14 protein-coding genes and 1 other RNA gene are annotated in these 17,788 nt (G+C 45.9%); 8 read left to right on the forward strand and 7 right to left on the reverse strand.

Going from position 1 to position 17,788, the window contains the following annotated elements; all coding sequences use genetic code 11:
- From JaK3_RS04160 to trxA, 5 genes are all read right to left on the reverse strand, one after another.
- Positions 1 to 1,392: an MATE family efflux transporter gene (locus tag JaK3_RS04160; RefSeq protein WP_068321054.1), complete on the reverse strand. Its 1,392-nt coding sequence runs from the start codon at positions 1,390 to 1,392 to the stop codon at positions 1 to 3.
- Between the two features lie 3 nt (positions 1,393 to 1,395).
- On the reverse strand, positions 1,396 to 3,114 hold the full coding sequence (locus JaK3_RS04165) for an ArnT family glycosyltransferase (RefSeq protein WP_068321057.1): 1,719 nt from the start codon (positions 3,112 to 3,114) through the stop codon (positions 1,396 to 1,398).
- 89 nt (positions 3,115 to 3,203) lie between these two features.
- Complete coding sequence (locus JaK3_RS04170; protein WP_068321059.1) at positions 3,204 to 3,551, reverse strand: type B 50S ribosomal protein L31; 348 nt, start codon at positions 3,549 to 3,551, stop codon at positions 3,204 to 3,206.
- A 155-nt stretch (positions 3,552 to 3,706) separates the two neighbouring features.
- Positions 3,707 to 4,969, reverse strand: coding sequence for a transcription termination factor Rho (gene rho, locus JaK3_RS04175; RefSeq protein WP_068321061.1), 1,263 nt, complete (start codon positions 4,967 to 4,969; stop codon positions 3,707 to 3,709).
- A 256-nt stretch (positions 4,970 to 5,225) separates the two neighbouring features.
- Positions 5,226 to 5,552: a thioredoxin TrxA gene (gene trxA, locus JaK3_RS04180; protein ID WP_068321063.1), complete on the reverse strand. Its 327-nt coding sequence runs from the start codon at positions 5,550 to 5,552 to the stop codon at positions 5,226 to 5,228.
- Between the two features lie 109 nt (positions 5,553 to 5,661).
- Here trxA and JaK3_RS04185 point away from each other — a divergent pair, with 109 nt between their 5' ends.
- The 7 genes from JaK3_RS04185 to JaK3_RS04210 all read left to right on the forward strand — a co-directional run bounded on the left by JaK3_RS04185 (position 5,662) and on the right by JaK3_RS04210 (position 15,579).
- Complete coding sequence (locus JaK3_RS04185; protein WP_068321065.1) at positions 5,662 to 8,667, forward strand: PD-(D/E)XK nuclease family protein; 3,006 nt, start codon at positions 5,662 to 5,664, stop codon at positions 8,665 to 8,667.
- Complete coding sequence (locus JaK3_RS04190) at positions 8,664 to 12,179, forward strand: UvrD-helicase domain-containing protein (RefSeq protein WP_240480883.1); 3,516 nt, start codon at positions 8,664 to 8,666, stop codon at positions 12,177 to 12,179. The genes JaK3_RS04185 and JaK3_RS04190 overlap by 4 nt, the downstream gene beginning before the upstream one ends.
- A gap of 284 nt (positions 12,180 to 12,463) precedes the next feature.
- Positions 12,464 to 12,964 (forward strand): LexA family protein, encoded by a 501-nt coding sequence (locus tag JaK3_RS04195; RefSeq protein ID WP_068321069.1) that lies wholly within the window; start codon positions 12,464 to 12,466, stop codon positions 12,962 to 12,964.
- A 1-nt stretch (position 12,965) separates the two neighbouring features.
- Positions 12,966 to 14,291, forward strand: coding sequence for a Y-family DNA polymerase (locus tag JaK3_RS04200; protein ID WP_068321071.1), 1,326 nt, complete (start codon positions 12,966 to 12,968; stop codon positions 14,289 to 14,291).
- 62 nt (positions 14,292 to 14,353) lie between these two features.
- Complete coding sequence (locus JaK3_RS10730; RefSeq protein WP_167345988.1) at positions 14,354 to 14,497, forward strand: hypothetical protein; 144 nt, start codon at positions 14,354 to 14,356, stop codon at positions 14,495 to 14,497.
- A gap of 160 nt (positions 14,498 to 14,657) precedes the next feature.
- Positions 14,658 to 15,200 carry a TIGR00645 family protein gene (locus JaK3_RS04205; protein WP_068321073.1) on the forward strand — a complete coding sequence of 181 codons (543 nt, stop codon included), beginning with the start codon at positions 14,658 to 14,660 and terminating at the stop codon, positions 15,198 to 15,200.
- Positions 15,201 to 15,228: 28 nt separating this feature from the next.
- Positions 15,229 to 15,579, forward strand: a complete 351-nt coding sequence (locus JaK3_RS04210; protein ID WP_082786366.1) for a YkgJ family cysteine cluster protein — start codon at positions 15,229 to 15,231, stop codon at positions 15,577 to 15,579.
- Here the strand turns inward: JaK3_RS04210 and JaK3_RS04215 are convergent.
- Positions 15,572 to 16,231: a putative quorum-sensing-regulated virulence factor gene (locus JaK3_RS04215; RefSeq protein ID WP_068321077.1), complete on the reverse strand. Its 660-nt coding sequence runs from the start codon at positions 16,229 to 16,231 to the stop codon at positions 15,572 to 15,574. The genes JaK3_RS04210 and JaK3_RS04215 overlap by 8 nt on opposite strands.
- 340 nt (positions 16,232 to 16,571) lie before the next feature.
- Between JaK3_RS04215 and JaK3_RS04220 the strand changes: the two genes are divergently transcribed.
- Positions 16,572 to 17,681: a linear amide C-N hydrolase gene (locus JaK3_RS04220; protein ID WP_068321079.1), complete on the forward strand. Its 1,110-nt coding sequence runs from the start codon at positions 16,572 to 16,574 to the stop codon at positions 17,679 to 17,681.
- Positions 17,682 to 17,687: 6 nt separating this feature from the next.
- Here the strand turns inward: JaK3_RS04220 and ffs are convergent.
- Positions 17,688 to 17,786, reverse strand: an RNA gene (ffs, locus tag JaK3_RS04225) — signal recognition particle sRNA small type.
- Positions 17,787 to 17,788: the final 2 nt, after the last annotated feature.

Below are 17,788 nucleotides of genomic sequence, written 5' to 3' on the forward strand. Positions count from 1 at the left end.
TTAAACCTCTACCGGCGGATGCGTTTTTTCATAGCGCTCCGCCGTTCTTCTAAACAGGTAGAGTAAAAAGCATGCAGCCAAAGCTAAGCTTAGGCTATTCCCCGCCCAGAAGCCATTAGCACCTTGCAAGAACTCAGGCGTATTACCTAAGACATTAAAGCCCATGAGGTAGCCACCACCAAGGCCGACGCCCCAAAGTGAGCCTGCGTAGATGACCATAGGCCAAAAAGCAATTCGGTAAGCTCGCAAAATAAATGCCGCAGTAATTTGTAGTGCATCAAACACTTGATAAAACGCAATAAACAGGAAGAGGGGGATGGAGAATGCTTTCACTTCTGCCGGCGGATCATATAAATCGAGCAGTTGAACTCTTAAGATCCAAACGGCAATGCCAATGCTGATGCATAGTGCAGTTGTGAAGAAGACGGAAGACCAGCCGATCTCTTCAGCGCGCTCAGGTTTATTGGCGCCAATGGATTGAGATACTAGCGTCATCGTTGCAATCGAGAGGGAAAGTGGCACCATATAAATAACGGTCCCCATATTCGCCACAATTTGATGACCAGCCAATGCGGTAGTTCCAAGGCGAGCGATAAATAGAGACATGAAGGTGAATGAAGTCACCTCAATTAAGTAGCTAAAGCCAATGGGCGCACCGAGTTTCAGTAAAGTCCAGATACGGTGCCAGTTAGGCAAGCTAAAGCGCGTAAAGATCTTAAATGGCTTGTAAAAGCGGTCAAACAATACAAAGCCTAAAGTCATGAGTAGCCATGACCAATTGATGATTACAGTGGCAACTGCGCAACCAGGACCACCCATGCCCTCAATACCTAAGCCGCCATAAATAAAGAGCAGATTGAGGGGTAATTTAAGTGCTAGGCCGATGATTTGCACTACTGTAATCACGGTAGGGCGAGACACTGCATTGTGAAGCGCCATCAGGACGCGCATTCCCATGCTGGCAGGTAAGCCGATTGCCAAGATATTGAGATATAGCTTTGCCTTGCCTTCAATGGCAGCATTCATCTGCGAGATAGCAAGTAAATGATCTGCATTGAGCAAAATGAAGCAACCTAAAACGCTCAGCCCTAAAGCGAGCCAGGTTGCTTGACGAACCTCTTCGCCGATTTCTGAAAACCGTTTAGCGCCGAATAGTTGACCTGCAATTGGTGCAAGTGCAGAAATCACACCCGTTAAGCCAACATAAATACTAATGAAGATGGCCGAAGCCATTGCGAGTGCTGCTAAGTCATCAGCTGAGTAGCGCGCTGTCATTGCCGTATCTAGAACGCCAAAAGCAATAACTGCTAGTTGCCCAATAAGTAATGGTCCAGCCAGTTTTAGTAAGGAGGGGATATCCTCGCGCAGGCGCGATAACTTAAAATGCAGCACGATTTATTCTGGGATAACTTCGTAAAGACGCAAGCGCTCGTCGCGGTCAGCGGCACGACGATCTTCCCATAGTAGAGTGAGCTTCTTATTGTTCAATTGAGCGTAGGCTTTTGCCTCGGATTGGCTGTGGGTTAGCATCCAAGGGCAATTCGGATCATCGCGCAGGTTTAGTTTGGAGAAGTATTCAAAAGAGGCTAGCTGAGCAAAACCGAGATTGCTGGTATCAACGCAGCCGCCCCCTGAAGGAACCATTTGCACTAAACGCGCAGAAACATGACGATAGGTTTTAGCATAGTTAATGGTGGGTAGCCAGAGAGTCATTAATAAGACCCACATGAGTGTTGTGCCTGATGCTGAGATAATGAGGCAGCGCCAAATTTCTTTTGGAGCGCGAGAAGTTCTCCAGCGAACAACTACAAGCCAGACGCCTGTAATAACGAGCGCCACAATGAATGCCAGAACATTAAATTGACTCTCAAATCCCGGTAGTAGGCGCGCAATATTTGCCGCAGTAGATTCTGGATACCCAGTGACTTTTGCCAACCAAATAATCCAGATGGCTAGAGCGATGAGCGTAAAGCTAAACATCGCAAACCAATCAATAAAGCTAATCACGCTACGCTTCAGAACGGGTAGGCTAAATGCAGCAATGATAGAAAGACTCGGAATTAAGATCATCAAGTCATGCTCATTCGCCTCTAGGCGGAATAGAACATAAATCAAGCTACCAATAAATAAACTCAATGGGATGGCGAGGTGTGGAGCGCGCCAGGCACCGGCTTCTTTAGTGCGACCCCAGTGAGCAAGTGAAACGATTGCAAGTGGCCAGACAGGCCAAGCGTAAGCCCAGAAGTTCACGCTTAAGAATCCTAGAGATTCGATAGATGGAGTAGCGCGCATTTCTGGCATGTTGCGCCAACCTTCTTCAGCAATATGTCGCCACTGTGGTGAAAGATCACTTAAGTACCAAACCAAAGGCCAAATTGCAAAACCAATTAAACCTAAGACAGTGCTAGTAAGTGTCCAGCGAAAGCGCAACTTTGCATTGCTAGCAATGACCGCAATAATAGTTGAGCTAACAATGATTAAGCTCAAGGTAAGGTTGCTTGATAGTGCGACGATGGCAATACCAAGACCAGTCCATAAACCACCTTGCCATGGTTTATCTAAGCCACGCACAGTCCCATAAAGAACAATACTGATACCCATCAGTTGCGCCATCATTGGCGTTGTCTCGTGGGCACGCTGAGCTAGACCTACGCAAGCTAAGAAGATGAGTAGAGCGCCATCGGCCAAGGTCATGCCGTAGCTCTTCAAATCTGGCTGACCGCCAACAGCTAGCGCCATTGGTTGCACTTCACGACGACGACCTAATAAATAGGTTGCATACCAAATAGCTAATGCAGCAGCAAAGAAGCAGATTGCGGAATACAAACGAGCAGCATTAGCAGCGCCAATGAGCGGACCAAACCATTTAATGAGGGTTGCCCCAATCCAGTAGGGCAGTGGTGTACCAAGTGAGATGTCGCGACCAGCTAAATGCGGGACTATCCAGTCGATAGAGTCGCCGCGAAAGAGTGTCCACATGCCACCAAAGCCAATAGCATCTTCGTTTTTCCAGGGATCCCGAAAGAAGAGGCCAGCAAAACCATAAACCAAAGTCAGCGCAAAAATAATAATGCGCGGAATGGATTTAGTGGCAGCGGCGGTAAGTTTGACCATGTGTGCAGTTCAAAATAAAAAAGGCAGCAAACGCTGCCTTGATTATCTCGCAGAGCAGGTATTTCACATACCCTGCGAATAGAAGTGTATTAAGCCTTCTTCTTAGCTGGCTTTTCAGCAGCTTTAGCTTCTGCAGCAGCAGCTTTTTTCTCAGCTGTTTTAGCAGCGCCATCACCGGATGCCTTAGCAACAGCCTTGGTACCGAATTTCTGACGGAATTTCTCAACACGACCAGCGGTATCCATAATTTTCTGGGTACCAGTGTAGAAAGGGTGTGATTCAGATGAAGTCTCGATCTTGGCCAATGGATATTCATTGCCATCTTCCCACTTAATGGTCTCTTTAGTAGCCATTGTGGAGCGAGTCTTGAAGCTGAAGTTGTTAGAAACGTCTACAAAGACGATTTCACGATATTCGGGGTGAATGCCAGGTTTCATTATGAGTCCTATGAGCGGGTAGCCGTTTGAGCCAAATTGACTTAAATACTTTCCCAGGTTTTAAAAGCAGTAAAGGCGAAATTATGCCATGAAATCAACAACAAAGCGCATTTTGGAGGTCCAAAAAGGGCCAAAAAGCCCTCTGGACCCCTAAATTAGCCTCCGCGACGCATTAAGTCGAAGAATTCGCCATTATTTTTGGTGGATTTGAGCTTATCTACGATGAAGTTCATCGCTTCGATATCGTCCATATCGGCCAGTAATTTACGCAATACCCAGATCTTCTGGAGGTTTTCAGCTTTAACCAGCAACTCTTCACGGCGGGTGCCAGATTTATTGAGGTTAATAGATGGGTAAACACGACGCTCGGCCAAACGACGCTCAAGGTGAACTTCCATATTGCCGGTACCTTTGAACTCTTCATAGATGAGGTCATCCATGCGGCTACCAGTTTCAATCAGGGCAGTAGCGATGATGGTCAATGAACCACCTTCTTCAATATTACGTGCGGCACCGAAGAAGCGCTTAGGGCGTTGCAATGCATTTGCGTCCACACCACCAGAAAGTACTTTGCCTGATGAAGGAACTACCGTGTTGTATGCGCGAGCAAGACGAGTAATCGAGTCAAGCAAGATGATCACATCTTTACCCATCTCTACTAAACGTTTTGCTTTTTCAATCACCATCTCGGCAACTTGAACGTGACGCACAGCTGGCTCATCAAAAGTAGAGGCAACTACTTCACCGCGAACAGAGCGTTGCATTTCAGTAACTTCTTCAGGGCGCTCGTCAACGAGCAACACGATGAGAATGGCATCGGGATTGTTTGCAGAGATTGCGTGAGCAATGTGCTGCATCATCACAGTCTTACCGGATTTGGGTGACGCTACGATCAAGCCACGTTGGCCGTAACCAATAGGGGAGATCATATCGATAATGCGGCCAGTTAAATTCTCTTCCGCCTTGATATCACGCTCTAGGCTGATCACGCGGTTCGGATGCAAAGGTGTTAAGTTCTCGAACATGATGCGGTTCTTGAGAGCCTCTGGAGCCAAACCGTTGATCTTGTCGACCTTTACCAATGCAAAGTAACGCTCACCATCTTTCGGTGTACGTACTTCACCTTCAACGCTATCACCAGTGTGCAAGTTAAAGCGGCGGATCTGCGCAGGTGAGATATAGATGTCATCTGGAGAAGCCATATAAGAGGCTTCAGGTGAGCGCAAGAAACCAAAGCCATCAGGCAATACTTCCAAAGTGCCGTCGCCGAATACTGTTTCACCAGCCTTCGCACGTTTTTTCAGAATGGCAAACATCAATTCTTGTTTGCGCATCCGTTGTGTGTTTTCAATCTCCAAGCTAGCTGCCATTTCTAGCAGAGCGGATACGTGGAGGACTTTGAGTTCAGTTAATTGCATGTGGTTCTCGGGTGTTGGTAAAGATAAAAATGAATTAGGGAAATTTGTTTTGAGGTATCGCTGCGCTGATCAAGATCACGCAGATGTGGAAAAACAGAATTTTGGAATTTGCTAAAAGAAGGGGGAGGTAAATTGCTGGAAATCGGAGCACTGATTAGTGCGTTTGAGTAATACTACACTAAAAAACGGGTCTGACAACTACGGTAAATCGGTAAAAACCACAGGCTCAGCGGGTGAACCTGTGGTCTGAGACTATTTACAGATGACTATCAATAAATGCAGTCAACTGAGATTTGGCCAAAGCGCCTACTTTTTGAGCAGCCACAGTGCCATTTTTGAAAAGGATCAGGGTAGGAATGCCGCGAATATTGAACTGGGCAGGTACGCCTTGGTTCTCATCCACGTTCATTTTTGCGATCTGTAGCTTATCGCCGTATTCGCCAGCGAGCTCTTCCAGGATCGGACCAATCATTTTGCAAGGACCACACCACTCAGCCCAGAAGTCGAGCAGAACAGGTTTATCGGACTTGAGGACGTCTTGTTCGAAAGAGGCGTCAGTTACATATTTAATGCCGGCACTCATGAAAATTCCTTATTTAGACTTATTTAGCGAGTTATTTAATTATGTCGTTACAACGCTTATATTAGCAATAAGCGGAACGTTCTGCTCAAAATAGATAAATACACACTTCATGTCTCAGTCTTTCCCAACCATTTCTGACCAAAAGCAGCCGCAAGCTTGGGCAATCACGCCTAATAGCCAAGCGCTTGCCCAATTGGCAAAAGGCATCTGGGATTGTGCAGTGCAAACCAATCAGCGCCCCTTAGTGGTGCTCAGCACCGCAGGGCCTCTAGTTGGGGTGAGGGCAGCTTTAGAGCAAAACAGACCCAAAGACTTACCGAGCAGTATTGCCTTCTTGCCCCAAGTCATTAGTTTTACGGATTGGCTAGAAGCAGCACCAGGCGCATGGAAATTTCCAAAGAAGCAAACAGATTTAGAGAGATGGTTATCGGTGTTTGTCAATTTGCGCAAACACAAAACCTTACAAGCATGGTTTAAAGCAGAAAGCGAAGCAGGGGCATGGGGATTGGCGCAGGCAGTCATCGATGCGTGCGACACATTATCTGAGGCAGTTATTCCGCAATTGCAAGGCGAGTTAAATGAATTGCTACAGACGCATGACTTGGATACAGAGACTTGGCTTAAAAAAGTAGAGCTTGTTTTAGATCAGGCGATTGCTAAAGCTTATGTAGGACTCTCGCGCAATGTTGTAGATGAAGAGTCTGCAGTGCTACTCACTTTCTGGCGTTATTTAAGCAGCGTTGGCGATCCAGTTGTACGCAAACATTTGGCAATGGCTGCACATATGCAATTGGCAAAGTCCAATGCAGAAAATCAGCATAGCAATGTACGTCCATTCATTTGGGTGCAGACGGCGGATCCGAAGCCGGTAGATCAAGAGTTAATTGATCGCTACCTTAATGAATATGCTCAATACGCTCCAGTGGTGCGTGGAGATTTAGACTGGGGTTCAGTGGCTCTGTGGTCTGAGGCGCTTTGTGGGCTTGATGCTGATGGACATATCGCATCTGCAAACCCTGCAGAAGATTCTCAAGTGAGTAGCAATATTCAAGCCAATAGAAATGATGATTGGCGCTTGCTAGCAGCAAGACGTTTTGAAGAGTTGGCATGGGCTGCAACGAAATCGATTGAGTCCCATCTTATTGCTGGCAAGAAAAATATTGCCTTGGTTGCACAAGATCGTTTAGCAGCTCGAAGGACACGAGCTTTATTAAGTCGCCTAGGCAGCGCACTACGGATTCGGGATGAAACCGGTTGGAAGTTATCAACTACTAGAGCCGCAGCTGCATTTGATGGTTGGCTTGAGTTGATACGCGCACCAAAAGAAGGTCCAAGCGCAAGCGCATTGTTGGAGTTTTTACAAAACCCTTATTTTGATCTTCCGTATAGTCTGAATAAACCCCCTGAGGCATGCATTGGACTGCTTGCTCAACTTGAAGATATTTTGATTGCGAGTCAAGCCAAGTCTGGGTGGGAAACTTTTCTCATGGCGATTGAGCGAGCCAATAAGTATGCTGCGTCAAATGGCGGCTCACCCAACGAGCATTTAATCGACCTCATCAAGTTTGTAAGGCGCCTCCACATCGCTTGGCAGCACTTATCGGTGGATTGTTCTAGTGCATACGATCTTTTGCAGAAAAACCTGAAAGAGACAGGTATGGCGGGGCGCCTAGAGAGTGATGCTGCTGGTAAGCAGCTGTTAGAAGTTCTCGATAGTTTTAATCTCAGTAGTGGCGTCTATAGAAATTTGAAGATGCGCCTACCAGAGTGGTTAAGCTTGCTAAAAACTGTTATCGAAGAAGCAACTTATGAGGAAGCTGGTAAAGAGGCGCAAGCAACCCTGAGCATCTTGCCTCTGAGTTCGACACGCTTACGACAATTTGATGCGGTAGTGTTGGTTGGGTGTGATGAGCAGCAGCTACCAGCATTTTCTGAGCCTCCATTATTTTTCTCGGACACGCTGAACCGCTATCTCAAGTCTTCTACATTTGCAGCTCAGTACGTACAGCAGGCTAGAGACCTCTCTCAGTTGCTTGTCTCCTGTGAGCAAGTAGATCTTCTCTGGCAAAGTAAAAGTAAAAGCGGTGAACCTCTACGTCCATCGGCATGGATTCAGCGTTTACAGACCCAATTAAAAGACTGGAAAGCGATAGAGGTAAAGCCGGAGACCTATGAAGGCAAATCTCAACCACTGCAAATGTCGGTGAGCGTGCCCGATAAAGATTTAGCGATTCCGGTAACGGTCTCGCCCAGCGCTTATAAGGCTTTGAGGGATTGTCCTTACCGCTATTACGTTAGCAGCTTATTGGGATTGCGCAAGGCAAAAGAATTCGAAGAAGGCTTTGATGCCTCTCTTGCGGGTCAAACTTTGCATGCTTTGCTCAAAACCTTTTTTCAAGCGCTGAAAACAGAAGACGAAAAATCTCACTCGCCCATTCATGACGGTGCAGACGGGCGCCGTCAATGGATGATCGAGCATTTAATGAAATGTTCTGAGAATGAGTTTGAGCGCCTCATTGCAGGCGATGCAAGAGTGCTTGGAACTCTAAGGGATTGGCAAAAACAAATTCCTAGTTTTGTGGATTGGCAAATTCAAAGAGAAAACGAGGGCTGGCGTTATCACGATGCCGAGCTAACGGTTGGCTTTACATTAAGTTTGAGTGATCCCGATGGCGTGCAAAGAGATATCCGTATTGCAGGGCGCGCTGATCGATTTGATATTCACCAGTCTGATAGCAATGCGGCAGCGGTGATTGACTATAAAAATCAAAAGATGAAAAAGATTGTGGATCGTGCTGAGAATATCTTGGATGACCCACAGCTTTTAATCTATGCCCGTGCTGCCAGTGAAAACGCGGTTGCAGCTCATATCCTAGGTCGTATAGTGAGTCAGGCTGAATGGGTAAGTCTCAGGGCTGATTTAGATAAAGGGGGGGATAAAAGTATCCGAGCGTATGCAGTAGAAAACATGCCGGAACTGATGGCAGAGTTTTCAGAGCAGATCACCCAAGATTTAAATACCTTATGGGCGCGTAAGCCTATGCAAGCATTTGCACCAGATAGCGTATGTCAATACTGCGAAGCTAGAGGCATTTGCAGAAAGGGGATGTGGTGAGCGAAGAGTTCAATTACTCCTTGGCCTGTAATCCAGAAAGATCGGTAATCGTCTCTGCTTGTGCGGGTAGCGGTAAGACTTGGCTATTGGTGGCTCGTATGATCAGGTTGTTGTTAGCCAGTGCAAAGCCTCAAGAGATCTTGGCGTTGACTTTTACGCGTAAAGCCGCACAAGAAATGCGTGATCGCCTCTACGGTTTATTGGAAGAGTTTTCCACTGCAGATGACGCAACGCTTACACATGAATTGCAAATGAGAGGGCTAACGAAAGAAGAGGCTATTCAATTGTTACCCCAGGCTAGAGCCCTATACATCAAGGTTCTATCTAGCCCGCAGGCTATCGTGATTGACACCTTCCATGGTTGGTTTGGGCGTTTGCTTGGCGCAGCTCCAGTATCTGCAGAGGTGCAGCCTGGCTTTAATTTGCGAGAAGATGCTAAGCGCCTACAAGAAGAGTGTATGGGTGATTGGTGGGGCAATCTGCCAGAGGATTTAAAAAAGCACTATGACGTATTGCTAGCAGAGTTTGGTGCGAGTGAGACTCAAAAGTTCTTGATGGGGAATTACAGTCTCTTCAAACAAAGAGGCGCATGGACTTTCTTTCGAGACACTTGTATTGCTAAAAATACTCAGCCAGCAGATTGTTTGAAAAAGATCTTGCCCCACCTTGCCAAGAGTAATCCACTTGAAGTTTTTTGGAAGCTTCCCGGCACCAAAAAAGATCTAGAAATGCTCTATGAGTGTTTTCAAAATGGCACCCCAACCCAAGTAGGTAAAGCAGCGTATTTAAAGCAAGTGATTGAACATCATGACGCCAATGGCTCGGTGATGGATATCGCCAATGAGTTTCAAGCTTATTTTTTGACTCAAGCACGGACTCCTTTAGCAGATATTGCTAAGACTTCAGCCCCAATGCTCAAGTATTTAAATGCAAAGAATATTGAGCCCACAGAGATTGCGAAGATTCGTAATGGCTGGGTAGATGCTTATCAAGACTTATTTGCATGGCAAAGCGAACACCTCATTCGAGATCTTAATATTGCATGGTTTGCCATGAGTGAGGCGATGCTTGCCCATATGGAAAAAGCCAAAGAGTCCATGCGTGTGAGGGACTTTGATGATTTAGAAATTGGTGTGAGTCAATTAATGACTAGCTCTGCCAATGCCTCTTATTTGCAGGCTCGCTTGGATGCAAAGTACAAACATATTCTGATCGACGAGTTTCAGGACACTAACCCATTGCAGTGGCAAATATTACGCTCATGGTTGGATGGCTATGGCGATGATAGTTCGATGCCAAGCGTTTTTATTGTTGGCGATCCTAAGCAATCGATTTATCGTTTTCGTCGTGCTGATCCAAGACTATTTGATAGTGCTAGAGATTTTCTGGTGAGAAAGCTAAATGCAGCTGCCTTATCGCAAAATACCACCCGCAGAAATGCGCCGGCTATTAATGATGCGGTGAATGGGGTGTTCTTGGCAGGCGCTTTACCGGAGAGTTATCAATACGCCAAGCAAGCTACAGCCTGGAAGCCTCTGCAGCAAGGCATGCCAGCGGAAGCGTATGCAGTAGATGGTGAGACAAAATTATTGCCCCTCATTGAGCGAGTGGAGAACGAGCAGCCAGAACGTTATGGCTCAGCTTTTGATGTTGCGATTCGAGATTCTGGTCAAACCAGCGATGTGCAGCAGCGCTATGAAGAGGGTAAGCAAGTTAGTCGATTAATTCATCATGTAATTGCAACGCGCCAAGTGATGGATAAAAAAGACGGCAAAGATTATTGGCGCCCTGCAAGAGCAAGTGACTTCATCTTGCTGGTAAAGCGTCGTAAATATTTGCCGCAGTTTGAAAGAGCTCTTCGTGAAGCGGGTTTGGCTTATGACAGTACTCGCCTGGGTGGTCTTCTCAATACATTAGAAATCGATGACCTTATTGCATTACTAACAGTATTGGTTTCTCCTCGCCATGATTTGCCGTTGGCCCAGATTTTACGTAGTCCAATCTTTAGTTTTACCGAGCAGCAGATGCAAGAACTCAGTATGAGTATTGGCGGCAATGGCCAAGGTTATCGCTCCTGGTGGGATGCATTACAGGCTAGTCAAAACCCGCAAACCCAGAAGGCGGCAAGGTATTTAGAGCATTGGCGTGGGTTAGGCGAGGTATTACCAGTTCATGATTTGCTGGATTTGATTTATCACGAGAGTAATTTGCGAGTGAGTTATGCCGTTGCCGCTCAAAATCTAGCCAGGGCGCAAGTCTTGGCGAATCTAGATGCTTTTCTGGAGCTCGCTTTAAATCAGGATGGCGGTCGCTATCCCAGCTTAAGCCGCTTCATTGATGAGATGAATGCAATGCGTCGTGGCGATGATGATGAAACGCCAGATGAGGGCGATGTTGAGGCTGAGGCAAATGAAGATATTGGTGAGTTGGATGAGCAAAGCGAGATGTCGGAGGAGGATCGTCATCAGCGCGTACGCTTAATGACAATACATGGAGCTAAAGGCTTGGAGTCACCTTTTGTCATCATGCTTGATGCAAATAATACGGAGTGGCGTGCACCGCATCGAGGTGTTCTGTTAGATTGGTCGCCAGAGCATGACAGCCCGACACATCTCTCTTTGTATACCTCTAAGACACTCACTGGCGAGCGTAGTCTTATCTTCAAAAAAGAGAATGAGGTTAGTCAGAATGAAAATTGGAATCTCCTCTACGTTGCTATGACTAGAGCGAAGCAGGGCTTATGGCTTAGCGGCGCAGCTAGCAGTAGTAAGACCGGACTGAATGAGCGCTCTTGGTACGGTAGAGCTCTGGCTGCAGGTGTTCCCGTGCTAGATCTCAATACCCTCGACCTTAAAGACATACTAATAGAGCAGCGCGATATGCAGCTAGAGCTTGGAAGTGCGCCATTTAAGATTGATCACTTTCAGATTGCATGGGATCAAGCTAAGAGCAATTATCAAGACTCAATTGCTAAGATTGAGAGTGGAGTCCTGGCGCAGGAGCTTGCAGAAAAAGTCTTAGAACAAGATAAAGCAGAGCCTGACCTAGAAATTCTGGAAGAGGGTACAAACTTCCACAAGCTTCTCGAGTTCCTTACTCCAGACTCTAGCAATCAAGTAAAGCTACCCATGCCAAGCGAGCAAGAGCTCATGAATTGGTTGGGTGTGGATGAAGAGCATGCGAAAACACTACTGACTCGCACTAAAACAGTCTTGGACACTCCAGAACTCCAGCGCTATCTGACATCAGGCGAATGGGTTCAAGCCTGGAATGAGCTTGATATCGCTAGCGAAGATGGCAAGAGCTATCGCATGGATCGCTTAGTGGAGCTGGATGATCATTTAGTCATCATCGATTACAAGCTCACGATTCCAGAAGTGGGTAGCGAGAAATATGAAAAGTATCGCAAGCAGTTACAAGGCTACCAAGCCGAACTTGCGCGCATCCGAGAAGACAAGCCAAACAAGGCTTACTTGATTTCATCTAAGGGTGAGATGGTTGAAGTGAAGTAGTGCATAAGGCACTATCATTTAGGCATGGAACGCTTCCCTATCATTGTCGAATTCGTAGAGACTGCTCAGCCTTGGTTTTATCGAGCTAGTATTTATCTGTCCAATGCCTTTGCGGATGACCCGGCGATACTCGCCTTTGTTTTTTGTTAAGAGTGAATGAGATCGAGAAAGCCACCTACGGGTGGTTTTTTGTTGCCTAAATTTTGAGCAAATAGCCCCAAAACAACAAAAATAGCCCTGTTTTTACAGTTTTTACATATACTGTATAAACATACAGTATATTAATGACTATGACGCAAGTAATGAACCCCGCAAAAGTAACTCTAAGCCAGGCACCACAAGCCTTGGCGGGGCATTTTGCTGTCTATGAGCTTAAGCTCCTAAGTCACCGGATTTCAGCTGGATTCCCTAGTCCAGCAGCAGATTACGCTGAGGACGGCCTGGATTTGAACCATTACCTCGTTCAGAACAAGCCAGCCACCTTCATGTTCACCGTGAAGGGCGATTCCATGCTGGGCGCAGGCATTTGCGATGGTGACAAGGTGGTTGTTGATAAAGCGCTCAAACCAAAACACAAAGACATTGTTGTGGCTGTCGTCGATGGTGAATACACCATCAAGCGCCTCTATCAGTTACGCGGTCGCATTGAGCTCCAACCAGAAAACCCCAATTACCAACCCATCACCTTTAACGAAGGTAGTGAGTTGCAAATCTGGGGCGTGGTTGTTGGAGTGGTGCGCAAGTACAGCAACGCCAGCACTAGATACAGCAAAGAGGGCAAGTGATATGAATCTCCATTCACAAACTACATCAAGCTCATCAAATTCGCTCTTTGCACTCGTAGATGTAAATAATTTCTATGTTTCTTGCGAGCGCGTATTCCAGCCTAAGCTAGAAGATGTGCCAATGGTGGTGCTCTCGAATAACGATGGCTGTGCTGTAGCGCGTAGCGCTGAAGTTAAAGCACTTGGCGTGAAGATGGGTACACCTTGGTTTCAGATGAAAGATCTTGCCAAGAAGCATGGCATCCTGGCTCAATCATCCAACTACACGCTGTATGGGGATATGAGTAGCCGAGTAGTTCAGGTACTCAGAACATTTACACCTAACTTAGAGGTCTACAGCATCGATGAGAGCTTCTTGCAAATCGAAACTGTCCTCAAGCAATACCAAGACACCATTGAGTTGGGTCAGAAGATCAAGCAACAAGTTAAAGACACTACTGGCTTACCAGTCTGTGTAGGTATTGGCGCTAGCAAGACCTTAGCCAAGCTAGCCAATCACTTGGCTAAAAAGCACAAGCAGTTTGCTGGTGTATGCGATGTCAATGCGATGGCCAAAGAAGAGCTCTATCAGTGGATGAGTGAAACTGACGTGGGCGAGGTTTGGGGCGTAGGTAAACAAATCGCCAAGAAACTCAAAGCTCAGAATATTCAAAGCGTATTTGATCTCTTGCAAGCTTCACCACAAGCAATGCGTCAGCAGTTTGGTGTAGTTATGGAGCGTCTTTGCTACGAACTACGCGGCACATCTTGTCTGCAGTTAGAAGAAGTGGCGCCAGCCAAACAACAAATCATTGCCTCACGTAGCTTTGGTAAACCCGTGACTAGCCAAGCTGAGCTTGCGCAGTCGGTTGCCACTCATGTGGCCCGTGCAGCTGAAAAGCTCAGAGCGCAAAACAGCGCTACGGGTGCGCTCACAGTATTTATACAGACTAATCCGTTTAAGAAAAACGAACCGCAACACCATCAAAGCGTCACGATTCCACTGGCAGACCCAACAGATAACACACTGACATTAACGAATGCTGCACTGGCAGGCTTGAAGCAAATCTATCAAGCGAGCTTTCGTTATAAGAAAGCAGGCGTCATTCTCAATTTGATTGGCGATAAGCCCACAGCCCAGCAATCCTTGTTTGACGATATCGAAACCAAAGGCAAATCTGCTCATCTCATGAAAGCAGTTGATGAAATCAATACGCGCTTTGGTAATGCGGCCATTAGATCCGCAGCTTCAGGAACCAATAGCACTAAACAAGAGTGGCAAATGAGATCAAACAATAGATCGCCGAACTACACCACCCGCTGGGATGAGTTGCCGGTGGTTAGATAAAGAAATTCAGCAGCAAGTATTCACAAATAAGTAACACGCAACAACATATTAAGGAGAAGCAAATGAACACAATCAGCAACTTGATGAATAACTTTAACGGCATCTCATTGGCAGTGATCATGATCCTGTCCTATTGCGCAGTGTTGAAAAATACAAAGCGTCACGATGTTGAAACAAAGCAGATCTTTAATCGCAAGTATCAGTAAAGAACATTGCGGTAGCAGCGAGTAGAAAATAAGCAGTAGGCAGAGGGGGAATAAGGAAATCACGGATTCCTTATTCCCTATTGCATAGTAGGGGCGAGTAGATAATTCCCCTAGGGTTGTTAAGTCTTTAATACCCCTAAAAAGTGGTTAAGATTCGGATATGAATCCAGATAAAGAAACCTTCTTAGATAAAAAATTACGTCCTTTGCCGCGTTGGATATTTATGTCCCGCTGGTTGCAGGCGCCACTCTATTTGGGATTGATTGTTGCCCAGGGTGTATACGTTTGGCAGTTCTGGATAGAGCTAGTTCACCTCATTACGATGATGGCAGATAAGTCGATGACTGAAACTGCCTTGATGCTGGTAGTTTTAGGATTGATCGACGTCGTCATGATCTCCAATTTATTGGTCATGGTTATTGTTGGTGGCTGGGAAACATTTGTCTCACGCCTGGAACTGGAGAATCACCCCGATCAGCCTGAATGGCTCTCTCATGTAAATGCAGGGGTCCTCAAGGTAAAGCTAGCAACTGCGATTATTGGTATTTCATCAATTCATTTGCTCAAGACGTTCATCAATGCGGCATCCTATGATGAAAAAACCTTGATGTGGCAAACCTTAATTCACATTACCTTTGTGCTTTCAGCTGTAGCGATTGCCTATACTGAAAAAATAGTGACCGCAGCACATAAGCCGCATTAATGGCCGAAGAGTTTTTTCTCTCATTTAGATGGATTTAACAAATCCCTGTTTTGATTGCGGCATGTGCTGCCAGTATTTCCGGGTCAGTTTTTACCATGGAGAACTTGCCGGTAATGGCTCTGGAACGGTTCCAGAGGAGTTAACCACCAGGGTTTCTACACATCTGGTTTGTATGAAAGGCACAGAGAAGGGTCATGCACCATGCATCGCTCTTCGCCATACCCATGAAGAAGGTTATCGCTGTTCTATCTACGGGCAGCGCTCGAGCACGTGCAGATCATTTGACGTTCTCAATGAAGACGGAAGCATCAATGAGGAGTGTCAAAAACTACAGCAGATTGCAAAACAGAAAAAGCAACAAGGATTGCCGGCTATTTAGCTTCTAAGGCTTTGCGTAGATATTCAGAGACATTGTCTTGACGCAACATCCATTGCTTGTAGTCAGCAGGCATTTGGCTAATCAGTTCGCCTTTGTGTTTGCCATAGGGCATCACCTTCGGAATGCGAGCTTTCTCAGACATTTCCCAAAAAGCATCCAAAGAGATGGGATGAAGCTTATCAATGATTTGCCCAACAATCTTTGAGCAAATCCACACATCAGATAATGCGCTATGGGCATTCCGCAGCTGATCTCTAGCCGTACTCCGTTCAAAGTGATAGAGCAGGGCGCTTTGAGTATGGCTATCGAGTTCAGGCCAAAGGCTGCGAGCAAGCGCCAAGGTGCAGATACGCTTCACTTCTGGTTTGCCAATGGCAATCCAATCAAAATCAATATTGTGACCAATTAAATATTTGGTACCAGCAGGCAATCGGAAAGAGCTGCTTGCAGGGCAATTGACCAATTCTTCATCCATGATGTGATGTGTAGCAAGAGCGCCCAAGCTAATCGGTTTACCTGGGTTGTAGCGCTGCACCCAGGGATTACTCACTTCAAATGGATTGATCGAAGTTACATCCAAAGAAGCAGCTTCAATAATGACGGCATCGTTCTTATCGGTTGCTTCTACATCAAAAATAATGGCTTGGGGCATAGGGACTTTGAAAAGATTGAGTAGATCTATTGTGCCTGGTCTACCAACTTACTTACATTTAAATCATCATAAATCCCTACTCGATCGGATCTTAAGGTGCTACGCTGAACTCTTCTATATAGAGGAGGGCTTGCTTTGCGAGTGTCAATTGAGTGTTCTCATAAGCAATTACAACTATTTAGAATTTCTTTGGACGCACGAACTGTCCTGGTTTTGCTCATTATTTGGATGATTTGGGGAATTTTCAGGATTTTGAAAATCTTCTAAATAGTAGGGTTCTTTTGCTTGGCTATTCAGTTAGAATTTCCTGAGATATCAGTCTATATATAAAGGGAATTACATGAGACATTCATGGACTAAGCAAATTCTTGCTGCTTCAGTTTCTGCCACATTGGCATTTACACCACTAATTAGCAATGCATGCACTAGCTTCATGCTCAAGGGTAGTGATGGCGGCTCTGTGTATGGTCGCACCCTTGAATTTGGTATGCCACTCAAGTCTGAGCTCATTACGATTCCAAAGAACTACGCATTAAAGGGAATTGGTGCTGATGGTCAATATGGTTCTGGTCGTAGCTGGACTACTAAATATGCTGTCGCTGGAATGAATCCATTAGGTCTGCCAGAGTTGGTTGATGGTATGAATGAAAAAGGTCTGATGGGTGGCGTACTCAATCTTCCGAATAGCGCTCAATACCAAGCAGTTTCTTCTGCTGAGTCAGCGAACAGCATTAACTCAGTTCAAGTGCTTACTTATGCGTTGTCTAATTTTGCAACTGTAGATGAGATTAAGGCGGGCTTACAGCAGATTAAAGTCAATGGTGCCAAGCTTGCAATCTATGGAAATGCCACCCCACTAGTGCATTACACCTTCCATGACGCCAATGGCAAAAGCATCGTGGTGGAATACGTTAAGGGCCAATTGACGATTTTTGATAATCCAACAACCGTCATGACTAATGATCCACCGTTTGAGTACCACCTGCGTGATATTGGTAACTATGTCAATCTTTCTAATGTTGAGAAACCGCCAATGAAAATTCGTGGTGCGACTTTCGATGCGCCGAGCTCAGGCACTGGCTTGCATGGGATGCCTGGTGATTTCTTAAGCACTAGTCGTTTTATTCGCGCACTGTTTTTATCTAATTCAGTACCAACCAGTTTTACAACTGCGCAAATGGGTGATGCAGCTTGGCACATTCTGGGAAGTTTTGATATTCCACCTGGCTCAGTAACATTGCCAGCAAGCAATCCTTACGGTGGTGGTCTTGGTGGTTACGAAGTAACCGAATGGAGCGTAGTGGCCAACAATAAGAACATGACTTACAGCGTCAAGATGTATGAAAACACCAATATCTATGTATTTGACTTTAAAAAGTTGGACGTCAACGCTAAAGAGATCAAGTCAGTGAAGCTAAATCAGCCGAAATTAACGCTTCCGCTTAACTGAAGTAGGGTGGATGAGCCAAACCCCCGGCACTGGTAGAAATTGGGTTTGGCTGCTTCGTTCCCGACCTGACCAGGTTATCCAACCCACCATGCGGGGAGGCCCATCCA

It is taken from the genome of Polynucleobacter yangtzensis (genome assembly GCF_001595965.1).
Taxonomy (GTDB): domain Bacteria; phylum Pseudomonadota; class Gammaproteobacteria; order Burkholderiales; family Burkholderiaceae; genus Polynucleobacter; species Polynucleobacter yangtzensis.

Bases quoted from the DNA above. Each gene is read 5' to 3' on its own strand.
- JaK3_RS04165 (WP_068321057.1), bottom strand. From the start codon at position 3,114: ATGGTCAAACTTACCGCCGCTGCCACTAAATCCATTCCGCGCATTATT.
- JaK3_RS04170 (WP_068321059.1), bottom strand. From the start codon at position 3,551: ATGAAACCTGGCATTCACCCCGAATATCGTGAAATCGTCTTTGTAGAC.
- rho (WP_068321061.1), bottom strand. From the start codon at position 4,969: ATGCAATTAACTGAACTCAAAGTCCTCCACGTATCCGCTCTGCTAGAA.
- trxA (WP_068321063.1), bottom strand. From the start codon at position 5,552: ATGAGTGCCGGCATTAAATATGTAACTGACGCCTCTTTCGAACAAGAC.
- JaK3_RS04185 (WP_068321065.1), top strand. From the start codon at position 5,662: ATGTCTCAGTCTTTCCCAACCATTTCTGACCAAAAGCAGCCGCAAGCT.
- JaK3_RS04195 (WP_068321069.1), top strand. From the start codon at position 12,464: ATGACTATGACGCAAGTAATGAACCCCGCAAAAGTAACTCTAAGCCAG.
- JaK3_RS04200 (WP_068321071.1), top strand. From the start codon at position 12,966: ATGAATCTCCATTCACAAACTACATCAAGCTCATCAAATTCGCTCTTT.
- JaK3_RS10730 (WP_167345988.1), top strand. From the start codon at position 14,354: ATGAACACAATCAGCAACTTGATGAATAACTTTAACGGCATCTCATTG.
- JaK3_RS04205 (WP_068321073.1), top strand. From the start codon at position 14,658: ATGAATCCAGATAAAGAAACCTTCTTAGATAAAAAATTACGTCCTTTG.
- JaK3_RS04210 (WP_082786366.1), top strand. From the start codon at position 15,229: ATGGATTTAACAAATCCCTGTTTTGATTGCGGCATGTGCTGCCAGTAT.
- JaK3_RS04215 (WP_068321077.1), bottom strand. From the start codon at position 16,231: ATGCCCCAAGCCATTATTTTTGATGTAGAAGCAACCGATAAGAACGAT.
- JaK3_RS04220 (WP_068321079.1), top strand. From the start codon at position 16,572: ATGAGACATTCATGGACTAAGCAAATTCTTGCTGCTTCAGTTTCTGCC.